Raw genomic sequence first — 11238 nt, 5'->3', positions numbered from 1 at the left:
GACAGCTCTGGAGGATCGTTCAACCGATCACTTTAGTCCTAACTGATCGGCATTACTCACATTGTGAGGCCTTTTTTTGTTTGGTTCTGCTGTCTGACATATCGAATATTGGAGAATTCGGTCGAGCAAACTAAGCTCTTCTAGCTTAGGTCTAAGAACGTTTGACCTTTTTAGACATGTAGTCAGTATCAAAAAACTCAGGCCAGTACATTTTCACGTAACCACCTGCAACCCAAATCACTAGGATGGTCGCGATGGTTAACTCGAAGAAACCAAACTTGTGCAGCCAATACCATTGTGGGTATTCCGCGCCGAAAAACGTAGTTAGACGATGCATGGCAATAGCGCTGATCACGGAAGGGAAAGTGACGGCAGCAATTGAAGGTTGGAATTTCAGACGCATCAATCGTATGTAACACAAGTAGATCAATAGTGTCATGGTGATAGCAATGCCAGCCAACGCGCCTGTTAGAATCGGGTCTGGGTCGTCGAAGTTAACCAAGTAGGCCGCTAAAGACAGGTTCACAGGTGCTGCCATGATGGCTAAGGTTGGTCTTGCTCGGCGTGGCAGGTTTCCTTCGAATACCAAGCGGTACAACACCACTGGCAGCATTAGGAAATAGATACCGATACAAGTGGCCGCAAGTGTTTCTGAAAAAACGGTGTGCCCAAATTGTGAACCTGCTAAGGAACTGCTGATTAACCCCACCGGATACAGAAACCAACTCGGTACAATGTTCGACATTTTGAAGTTGATGATCTGGAAACTAAAGAACAACACCATCATGGTAAAATGCAATAACAACGCGCAGAACCAGACAGGGTAAGCAATGACTGGTGAGATTTCGGCTAAATAGTCGCATAGAATCAATAACGCCATGCTCATTGGTGCCATCAAGCTTCCACTAAGCGGATGACGAATGTCATTGATGAAAGTATTAAAGCTGGTGAGATACCGAAGTAAAACGGGTAGCAATAACAGTGCGCCAAATGCAGCAAGGTAAGGGCGAATGATCTCACCAACCCCTGGCAGATATAATGCCCAAGCTTGCCCTAGTCCAATTACACCAAGTGCTAAAGACGCCTGAGAGGGCGGCACATTTTTTACTTGGGTTAATCTTCTCCAGTTCAACGACTTGCTCCAACTTGTTTATAGAATGTGGGTTATTTTTAGGATATCAGTGAGTAATAGATTTTTTGCTCTAATTAGAGCGTGCAATTGTGCCATCAATAGATGTTGAGGGCATTCAACTAATTTTGAGTGGATGATAGCAAGTTTAACGTTTGCTTTTTTGATTTTGATGCGGAATCGGGACATTAAGCACGTTGAATGTGTGCTTTTGTTTCATGAGTCATTTGTAATTAACGTACTTCCTCTTGCTGAGGCAGGTCTTGTTGTCTTAACTTCTCGTTTTTAAGTGTACGGTTCAATAGTTGACTGTAAATTGGCTGACCGCCAAGCATCTGCGCAATGATCACTGCACCCAAGCAAGTGATGATCAACGGCAGTATAAGGTAGTAATTATTGGTCATTTCGATAACCAGTAATATACCTGTAATCGGCGCACGCACGGTGGCAGCGAATAAGGCACCCATACCCGCAATCGCAAACATACCCGGCTCTATATTCAGTTCAGGGAAGAATGCAGCCGCGATAAGCTCAAACGCGTAACCAAAGAGTGTTCCTAGGGCAAGCATTGGTGCAAAGATACCACCCGGTGCACCAGAGCCGAAACAAAGTAGCGTGGTGAGCACGCGCCCTAAGAATATTAACAGCAGCACGTTTGCGCTGTAGTTGCCATTAGTGATATTCGGGATGATACCAATACCACCGCCAGTCAACTCCGGTATATAGAGCAGCAATAAGCCAAAGCAACCGCCCAGCAGGGAACCTGTCATTAAGTAGCGTTTACGGTCATTCTTGTGTATTGCCACAAACAGGTCTTGCGAAAGTGTAATCAGCTTATTGAAAATCACACCAAACAGGCCGAACAACACGCCTAACAACAAGAATAACCACAGAGCATCCAGTTCAGGCGGTTGGTATTGAGGCATTGTGATAACTGCAGACTGCCCGTTGATTGATCGAAAAACGATGTTGGCTGAAACCGCGGAGATGATGACGGCTTTAATTGATATGAGTGAATAGCGAAACTGTGGTCTCATCTCCTCGACTACAAACATGATGCCAGCCAGTGGTGCGTTGAATGCGGCGGCTAAACCACCTGCGGCACCCGAAGCTAATAGTGAGTGGCGAGTGTCGTCATCTTTGACTCGAAAGATATCGGTGACCATGCGACCAATACTGCCGCCCATTTGAACGGTTGGTCCTTCTCGACCTAAAACCATACCAGAGCCTAATGCGCCCATACCGCCAAAAAATTTTACTGGCAATACTCTCCACCATCGAACAGGGCGCATACCGTCCATCGCACCTTCAATTTCGGGGATGCCTGAGCCTGCAGCCTCTGGAGCAAAGCGGTGAACGAGGAAGTAACCAATAAAGGCAAATGCAGCACTAATAAGGAAAGCGGCTAGCCAAAGGGGTAAATAGCTGCCGATTTCATCTTTAAGCCAATCGGTACGAGTTTCTGTGATGAAATGAACCGCGACTTCGAAATAGGTACCCACCACGCCAGCAAGTACACCCACAATACAAGAAAGAAAGAGAACGGAAGCGGGTGTCTTATCTCTTGAGAGAAATTGATTAATAGCATCCCTTGGCATTTTGGCTAATAAGGATTGCTTAATTTTCTCTCTTCTGGTCATTGAGATAAGGCTCCTGAATGGGTTAAGGCGGGGTTGTCATAAATTATACGCGTCCTCTGCATATCCTATAGCAGCAAAGATGAAAAGTTGAATTTCATTTATGGAATGTACGTGTTACATAAATGGAATATATGGGCAATAGTGGAATCCCCGTCACAATTTTGATCGATTCTCAGATGGCACCTTGAATATCCCTAAAAATGAACCATAGTTAAATCGTAAAGCAACATAACAAACCGCAAGGAGACGTGAGGTTTTACACACAATTTGGATGGATTCAGATATAAAGTTTTAGTTTCTCGTTAATTGTTCAGGTCGATATTTAAGGCTTCCTGATTCGCGAACTCACGATTGAGTAACGAGAGTGAGGCGTACTTCAAGTACGCCTTTAGTTCGTCTGGAGCATTCATTTTTCATCGTTCCCCCCTTTTTAGTGACACTCATACAACTTCTGGCTCAAATCATTCTCCGTATAAACAAGCGATTGGGGTCAATTTCTCCGTGATTGTGTATATACTCCCTTAAAAAGGAGAACTGATATGACCAAAAAAGTTCCTACAAACATAATTACGGGTTTCTTGGGTGTTGGCAAAACGACAGCTATTTTGAACCTGCTCAAAAATAAACCTGAGAATGAAAACTGGGCTGTCCTGGTTAATGAGTTTGGCGAAATCGGCATTGATGGCGCATTAATGACAGACCAAGGTGCTTTAATTAAAGAAGTACCGGGTGGCTGCATGTGTTGTACTGCAGGTGTGCCTATGTCGGTAGGTATTAATGCCTTACTGCGCCAAAAGCCGGACCGTTTATTGATTGAGCCAACTGGGCTTGGTCACCCTAAACAGGTTATTGCGACACTCACTTCAGAGCAATACACACCTTATGTTGATTTAAAAGCGACGCTTGGCTTGGTTGACCCACGAAACCTATCCAATGAAAAGTACACGTCGAATCAGAATTTCAATGATCAACTGGACAGTGCAGATGTGATTCTTGGTACTAAGGTTGACCTTGTTCATTCTGAAGACATCGATGTGTTCAATGATTGGGTGACGGATCAAACGCCAGCAAAAGTCTTCCATAAGCTAATTCACGATGGTGAAGTGCCATTGGAAGTGTTGGACATTGAAAGAGTATACGGCAGTGCTTCCTCTCATCTTGAAGCGCATCATCATGACCACGCTGAACAAGAGCCTCAATTCCAACTGCCTCCCGGTGAAGCGTTTATCCGTAAAGAGAATAAAGGGCAGGGTTATTTTAGTTGTGGTTGGTTGTTTGGCGCAGAGCATAAGTTCGACTTCGATGCGCTATTCTCAATGTTGTCGGAGCTAACGGCTGAGCGTGTAAAAGCCGTGGTGAATACTGACCAAGGTTGCTATGCGTTTAACGTGGCGAATCAAGTGGTGTCAGTGAATGAAATTTCCCTTGATGGCTTTGAGTCTCGTCTTGAAGTGATCGACTCGCAGTTAATGCCTTGGGACGATCTCGAGCAGATTCTACTCAAGCTGTGTGGCATCAAATAGCGCCATTTTTACTGTTTGAATTGATGATCTCGGTGTTTACTTCGTTGAAGGTGGGGTAAACACCAGATTAAATGAGAAAGTTTGCGTTATATCACGATAAATGTGAGATAAATCACTCTAATTACTTTATAGTGCTCGGCTAAAATAAGAATGTAGGCTGTCTGCTTAAGGAACCCGTAACAATGTCATTTTCCTCTCAAGGTTTTGCTCCTGAATTAGTCAAAGCGTTGACTGAGTGTGGTTATGAAAAACTCACTCCAATTCAACAAAAGGCGATTCCAATGGCTCGTAAAGGCCATGATATTTTTGCTACTGCTCAAACCGGTACGGGTAAAACAGCGGCATTTTCATTGCCTGTTATTCAGCACCTTTTGAACAGCGGTAAAAAGGCGTCTAGAGGAACGGCTCGCGGCCTTATTCTTGCTCCAACTCGAGAGCTCGCTGCGCAGATCGCTCAAAACATTAAAGACTACGTTAAATACACTGAACTAAGCGTTTCAGCGGTTTACGGTGGTAACAAAATGTCTTCACAAGTTCGTCAATTAGAACTGGGTGTGGATATTTTGGTTGCAACACCTGGCCGTTTGGAAGAACACTTAGAAGCGGGTAACGTGTCTATCGCAAACCTAGAATTTCTAGTATTCGATGAAGCTGACCGTATCCTTGATATGGGCTTTATCAATGCCGTTCGTAAGATCATGTTGGATGTAGAAACATCGCCGCAAATCATGATGTTCTCGGCAACGACTTCTACTCAGTTAAACCAACTGTCTGTTGATATTCTACGTAAACCAAAACGTATTAGTGTTGAGCGCGAAAACTCAACGGCTTCTACTGTTGGTCACGTGGTGTACCCTGTGGATCAAGAGCGTAAAACAGAACTGCTTTCTGAGCTGATTGGCCGTAAAAACTGGCGCCAAGTGCTTGTGTTCGTGAACTACAAAGAAACAGCGAATGACGTTGTTAAAGAGCTTAAATTAGACGGCATTAAAGCGGTACTTTGTCACGGTGATAAAGCACAAAGCGCTCGTCGTCGTGCTTTGGATGACTTCAAAGAAGGCAGAGCACGTGTGATGGTAGCAACCGACGTTGCAGCCCGTGGTCTTGATATCGAAGACTTACCACATGTAATTAACTACGACATGCCTTTCCTAGCGGAAGATTACGTTCACCGTATTGGCCGTACAGGTCGTGCTGGTAAACAAGGTCATGCGATTTCTTTCGTTAACCGCGAAGAAGAGTTGACTGTTGTTCAAGTTGAAACACTGATTCAACAACGTATTCGTCGTGTTGAACAACCGGGTTATGAACCGAAGAAACGTGATGCTTACATCGAGAAGCTGAACACTAAATCGGCGTACAAAAACCGTCAGGGTCGTAGGAACAATGCAAACGAAGAGCCTCAAGATCAAGCAAGCGCTGAACGTCGTTTGACTATGATGAAGCGAATTAAAAACCGTCGTAAGTAATTACGGTTGGTGACTAAAAAGAGCCACTGTTATGTGGCTCTTTTTGTTTGTATTGCTCGCAATATTGTTTATTGTCATTACTGCTTCGTTTCAACCTCGCTTCATTTCAAGCCCGATCAAGAAACAAGAACTATTAAATAAAAATAAGTCGATAAGGTAATAATATGGATAGCGCACTACTTTGGGCTTTTATTCCCACTTTTTTCTTTGTGTCAATCACGCCCGGTATGTGTATGACCTTGGCTTTGACGCTAGGAATGAGTGTTGGATACAAGCGTACATTATGGATGATGATCGGTGAATTGGCTGGTGTTGCGGTGGTTTCTATTGCTGCGGTATTGGGTATTGCATCTATTATGTTGAACTACCCGTGGCTATTTACGGGCTTCAAATTTGTTGGTGCAGCTTACTTGTTCTATTTAGGCGTTCAGATGTGGCGTTCAAGAGGCAAGCTGGCGATCAGTACTGACAACCAAACAACAAAAGTCAGCAATGATTGGGACTTGGTGGTTCAAGGCTTCGTAACGGCAATCGCGAACCCGAAAGGCTGGGCATTCATGATTTCGTTATTGCCTCCTTTCATTAACAGTAATAAAGACTTAGCCCCGCAATTGTTGATTTTAGTGTCTATTATTCTGGTTTCTGAATTTGTCTGCATGACCTTGTATGCTACGGGCGGTAAGAGCCTAAAACATATGCTGGGTAAAGCCGATAACGTTAAGTTGATGAACCGTATTGCAGGTACGTTAATGATGGGCGTTGGTGTGTGGTTGTTCGTGAGTTAACTGTGATTAACGGTATTGCGATCAACTATAACGGTTGAGATCCCGAATCAGTCGTTTCTCCTTCTCGAGGATGACGCGTACTTGGGAGGGCGAACTCTTGGGAAGATGATGAGCTAAAGGCTCAGATTCTTACTTAAACTAGAGAATGAATAGAATATAAAAAGAGCGATAGGGCATTTAGCCTTATCGCTCTTTTTCGTTGTAACGTATTTAGAGTGAGCCGCTTTTAGTCACTATAGATATCAAAGAGACCAGCTTTAGTTCCCTGATTAAACGGCGATTTCACCGCCGTCTTCACGACGAATCACTACGGTAGATGCTCTTGGGCGAACATTGCCTTGAGTCTGTGCAGTCGCATCTTCTGACGATGGCCAGTTTGCAGGGTGTTGAATGTTCACAAACAGTGATTTGTAATCAGGGCTAATGGTAAAGCCAGTTACTTCACAACCGTTTGGACCCACAAAGAAGCGCTTAAGTTGCGCTTGGTTGCCTGCATCAATCACCGCGCTGTTGCCTTTGTCATCTGTTAATTGAGATGGAACCACAGCCAGCATTTGGTCATTGGTGTAGCCAGTGACTTCGTCTGCGCCGTTATCCGTCTGAATCCATAAAATGCCACGAGCATCAAATGCTAATCCATCTGGGCTAGCAAACTGGTTCATGTCTGTTAAGCCAGAGCGGTTGATAGACTTATCTTCTACTGCTGGTGAGCCAAATACAAAGATATCCCAATCGAATTCGCCTGCTGTTTTGCCTTCATCCCAACGGATAACATGGCCAAACTTGTTATTTACGCGAGGGTTCGCTGAGTTTGCTTCTTTACGTTTATTGTTATTCGTCAGCGTTAGGTAGGCTGTGCCTGTCATTGGGTCAACTGAACACCATTCCGGACGATCCATTGGTGTTGCACCCACAAGGTCGGCTGCGCCAGCCGTATTGATGATAAGTGCTGCTTGAGAATCAAATGAGTCACCAAGTTTGCCGCCGTTCGTTGTTGTGCTGCTAAGTGTTAGCGGTAACCACGTACCAGAACCGTCATCGTTGAACTTAGCCACATACAGCGTACCTTTATCCATGAACTTGTCACCGGCACTTAGGCGATTGCTTGGCTGAGCGTCGCGTGCGTCCCATTTCTCTTCAGAGACGAATTTGTACAGGTATTCAAAACGAGAGTCGTGGCCAGAATAGAACACGATAGGCTCACCTTCAGTAAGTTTGCCAAACGTACAACCTTCATGACGGAAACAACCTAATGCTGAACGTTTCTTAGCGCGAGAGTTTGCGGTGTATGGGTCGATTTCAACGATGTAGCCGTGACCGTGTGCTTCGTTACGGTAATCATCCATTGCTGATTCGCCTGCTGGTGTCACATCAAAGCGCGCGAACTCGTCCAGTCGTTCTTGTTGGTTGCCAGAAAGTGTGTCCCAACCGTAGCGTGTTTTGTCCGTTGCGATGCCAATACGCTCCTGAGCTGGTGTCGTTGCGCCTTTATTAACAAAATAACCCGGCCAGTTCTCTTCACAAGTTAAATAAGTGCCCCAAGGTGTGTAGCCGTTACCACAGTTATTGAGTGTGCCTCGCGCTTGGCTACCATCTTGTGAGAATTTAGTTTTTGTAAATTCACTGTGCGCAATAGGGCCAGAAAGATCCATCACAGTAGCACCTGTGTAGCGACGGTTTAGTGGATCGTTATCGACCATTACCCATTGATTGTCTTCAAGCTTGATGCGAACCACACTCACACCGTGTGCGTTGATCTCTTTACGTACTTCATCAATGCTAGGGCGAGCGCCTTCATTGTATGTTGGGCCGTTGGTGTGTAGTGCTTTTTGATCGATGTATTCATGGTTGATCACCAATAAGCCATCATTGCTGTTGCCGTCTAATGGAAAAAAGTGCATGCCATCATGATGCATCCCAAGCGCATTGGCTTGGTCTTGTGCGTTGTTTGTTCCGTCTTTGAGCCAGGCATTGCCTTGCTTGTTAAGCGGAGTCCCCCAAGGAACCAGTACTTGTGCCGTGTAGCCTTTCGGTACAACTACGCTGTCTGTTAATGAGCCTTTAACCGATTCAAATGCCAACGTAGCAGCGCTTTTTTGTGCTCCGTTTGATGATGCCGTTGCAGCGTGAGCCGTGCTATGGCCTGCTAAGCCGAAAGCACCGAATGCGGTCATTGCACTTATGCCTAAACCGCCTTTCAAAACGTTTCTTCTTGATAGGTTAGCGTCGAGTACTTCTTCGAATGGTTTGTTTTTACTCTTATTGAAACGAGTGCTATCAAATGTTTCCTTGCTCATCTGTACTGCTTCCTATTGGCTGTAATTATTATGGGTTATTCATGACTAGCTCAGTTATTAATCGAATGGTTAATAACCTGGATCAATGCGTGAGTTATCCTGAAGCAGTTAAGTGACAGATTTTTATAGATTTGATTAAGGTTTTGTTTCTGCAGCACGATTTTTGCGATTAAGCGTGATGAGTAATACAAAACTCTTGGGAAATGAAGAGGAACTGTGTATAAGTGCTTTATTAAACGTAGAGAGAGACTGTTATGAAATTAGATAAAATCGAAAACAAAAATCGCCGCCTTCGCAAGAAATTATACTTAGGTGAATTCGCGATTCTGGGTTTTGAAGTAAGCTGCAAGACATCGATTACTGATTTTGACCAATACGATGTGTTCATTGATGAGTTCATCGACTTCATCGATAGCATCGGTCTGTGCTTTGGTGGCGGTGGCCTTGAGTTGTTTGAAGGTTTCCTATGCTCTATTGAGCGTTACCGTTCAGTAACAGAAGCAGAGCAGCTGCAAGTTGCACAATGGCTTGAAGCTCGTGCTGAAGTAAGCAAAGTTGAAGTTAGCGAACTTATTGACGCAAACTACGCATTCTAAATTAATGTTGTGCTGTCAGCTCAACGTAGAGGTCTGTTACGGCTTTTAGAATGAGCAACAACATGCCAGAACAAAGGCCGAATCGGTATATCGATTCGGCCTTTTTGCGTTTGTTACGTTCCATTTTTCTTCACACTCTTATTTTTTATAGCTTCACAGGAAATTAGTGAAACTATGGTTTTCGAATAAATATCAGCGCTTCACTGTTACTTTTCTTAGCAGTAAGAAGTTTGAATAAACTTGTGAGAGTTTTATGAGAATTCAATGAAGTTGCTGATAGATTTGATCGCCATTCTTAGAGTCAACAACACCACAATTCGTTCTGGCAAAGGTAACGGTATATCGCTGTTATTCGTTTTGTTGGCAACGATAGGACTCGATAAAGGATGGAATCAAAATGAATAAACGAACTCAAATCAGCTTAGTGGTTAGCTCTGCTATGTTGGCCTTTGGAACAGCACAGGTTCAAGCAGCACAGCTAGAGGTGACGGTGACCAATGCAACGAAAGGAATCTATTTTACCCCTATTTTGGCAGCGGCTCATGATTCTAACTTGTTTATGTTTAGGACGGGTGAAACCGCTTCAGCAGAGTTGGAGTCGATGGCGGAAGGTGGCGACATCTATGGCTTATCGAGTTTAATCACCAATGCGGGTGGTGTGGTTGTCGAAAACCCAGCAAGCGGAATACTAAATCCTGGAGTAGCGACCACGTTTGATATCGATACGGGTGATTTGGCTTACTTGTCATTAGGCGCGATGTTACTGCCAACCAACGATGGTTTTGTTGGGTTAGACAGTTGGAAGATCCCAACTCAAGCCGGTACCTATAAGGCAAACCTAAACAGCTACGATGCAGGTACGGAAGCGAATGACGAGTTAGCTGCTAGCATGCCTAATCCACCCTTTATAACCTTTGGCGCTGGTGGTACGGGCGTAGAAACCGCGCTTTCAAATACCAAGGTTCATGTTCACCCTGGCAACCTTGGTGACAGTGATCCGGTTGCAGGTATAAGTGACCTCGATAGCAGCAGCCATCGTTGGTTAAACCCTGTAGCGACTATCACCATCGTTGTGAAGTAAGGGGGATGTATGAAAGCTAGAATTCTATTTATCGCGGCCTCTGTCGCTGTTTTGGCGGGTTGTCCGGATGATGACGATGATTATTATCGTTACGATGTCAGTGTTACTAACCTAACACCCAATCAACCTATGTCACCACTTGCGGTACTTACTCACAATACGAATTTTGACTTATTTGAAGTTGGCCAGAGTGCCTCTGTGGATCTTGAATACTTAGCAGAAGGCGGGAGCAACTCTCAACTGCTTGCTTTGAGTGATAGCGACGATAATGTTTACCAAGGCATTTCAGGAAATGGGCTGATCTTGTCGGGCGAAAATGACACGCTCTCCATCCGAGTCGATCCTGCTTTAGAAGGTTACCTTTCGGTTGCTTCGATGCTCGTGAATACCAATGATGCGTTTGTAGGTGAATCTGGCTTATCGCTGAAATCTTTAGCGGTGGGCGACACGTTCGTTATGAACATGAACGTGTGGGATTCAGGTACGGAGCTGAACGATGAGCTTGCAGCAACCATCCCCGGGCCCGCAGGCGGTGGTGAGGGCTTTAATAGCGTAAGAAATGACAATGATGTGGTGAGCTTCCACTCAGGCGTCATCAGTCAAGATGATGGCTTAACGACCTCAGCTCTAAGTGCTAATCATCGCTTCCTTAATCCAGGTGCGAGAATCACCATTACCCGAACTGAATGATTGGGTTAAGCGTGAAATGAAAGAATTC

The 11238-nt window shown here is 44.6% G+C and carries 11 protein-coding genes; 7 read left to right on the top strand and 4 right to left on the bottom strand.

From position 1 onward, the window contains the following. Positions 1-151 precede the first annotated feature (151 nt). Complete coding sequence (locus ED652_RS17950; RefSeq protein WP_193835348.1) at positions 152-1132, bottom strand: TDT family transporter; 981 nt, start codon at positions 1130-1132, stop codon at positions 152-154. Positions 1133-1362: 230 nt separating this feature from the next. Next, positions 1363-2769: a H(+)/Cl(-) exchange transporter ClcA gene (gene clcA, locus ED652_RS17945; RefSeq protein ID WP_122055682.1), complete on the bottom strand. Its 1407-nt coding sequence runs from the start codon at positions 2767-2769 to the stop codon at positions 1363-1365. Between the two features lie 539 nt (positions 2770-3308). On the opposite strand from clcA, the gene ED652_RS17940 reads away from it, so the two are divergent. The 3 genes from ED652_RS17940 (at position 3309) to ED652_RS17930 (ending at position 6546) form a co-directional block, all read left to right on the top strand. Continuing rightward, complete coding sequence (locus ED652_RS17940; RefSeq protein ID WP_102565943.1) at positions 3309-4292, top strand: GTP-binding protein; 984 nt, start codon at positions 3309-3311, stop codon at positions 4290-4292. Between the two features lie 182 nt (positions 4293-4474). Next, a complete protein-coding gene (locus tag ED652_RS17935) occupies positions 4475-5761 on the top strand; it encodes a DEAD/DEAH box helicase (RefSeq protein WP_122055681.1) in 1287 nt (428 codons plus the stop codon). A 164-nt stretch (positions 5762-5925) separates the two neighbouring features. Further along, positions 5926-6546 (top strand): LysE family translocator, encoded by a 621-nt coding sequence (locus tag ED652_RS17930; RefSeq protein ID WP_004731394.1) that lies wholly within the window; start codon positions 5926-5928, stop codon positions 6544-6546. 269 nt (positions 6547-6815) lie between these two features. Here ED652_RS17930 and ED652_RS17925 read toward each other — a convergent pair whose 3' ends face one another. Beyond that, entirely contained in the window at positions 6816-8843 is a 2028-nt protein-coding gene (locus ED652_RS17925) for a PhoX family phosphatase (RefSeq protein WP_122055680.1), read from the bottom strand. A gap of 254 nt (positions 8844-9097) precedes the next feature. On the opposite strand from ED652_RS17925, the gene ED652_RS17920 reads away from it, so the two are divergent. Beyond that, the gene (locus ED652_RS17920; RefSeq protein ID WP_017062629.1) at positions 9098-9439 is read left to right on the top strand and encodes a YggL family protein; all 342 of its coding nucleotides are present in this window, start codon (positions 9098-9100) and stop codon (positions 9437-9439) included. Between the two features lies 1 nt (position 9440). Here the strand turns inward: ED652_RS17920 and ED652_RS24120 are convergent, their stop codons facing one another. Next, positions 9441-9563: a hypothetical protein gene (locus ED652_RS24120; RefSeq protein ID WP_301951209.1), complete on the bottom strand. Its 123-nt coding sequence runs from the start codon at positions 9561-9563 to the stop codon at positions 9441-9443. Between the two features lie 140 nt (positions 9564-9703). Here ED652_RS24120 and ED652_RS23800 point away from each other — a divergent pair, with 140 nt between their 5' ends. The 3 genes from ED652_RS23800 to ED652_RS17910 are packed head-to-tail and all read left to right on the top strand — an operon-like array spanning position 9704 to position 11210. After that, entirely contained in the window at positions 9704-9844 is a 141-nt protein-coding gene (locus tag ED652_RS23800; protein ID WP_162929959.1) for a hypothetical protein, read from the top strand. Continuing rightward, positions 9837-10520 carry a spondin domain-containing protein gene (locus ED652_RS17915; RefSeq protein ID WP_122055679.1) on the top strand — a complete coding sequence of 228 codons (684 nt, stop codon included), beginning with the start codon at positions 9837-9839 and terminating at the stop codon, positions 10518-10520. The genes ED652_RS23800 and ED652_RS17915 overlap by 8 nt, the downstream gene beginning before the upstream one ends. Positions 10521-10529: 9 nt before the next feature. Then, the gene (locus tag ED652_RS17910; RefSeq protein WP_122055678.1) at positions 10530-11210 is read left to right on the top strand and encodes a spondin domain-containing protein; all 681 of its coding nucleotides are present in this window, start codon (positions 10530-10532) and stop codon (positions 11208-11210) included. The last annotated feature ends 28 nt before the right edge of the window (positions 11211-11238 follow it).

Origin of the sequence: Vibrio sp. Evd11 (assembly GCF_900382755.1) — a bacterium.
Classification (GTDB): domain Bacteria; phylum Pseudomonadota; class Gammaproteobacteria; order Enterobacterales; family Vibrionaceae; genus Vibrio; species Vibrio lentus.
This window is presented reverse-complemented; position numbering and strand designations above follow the sequence as displayed.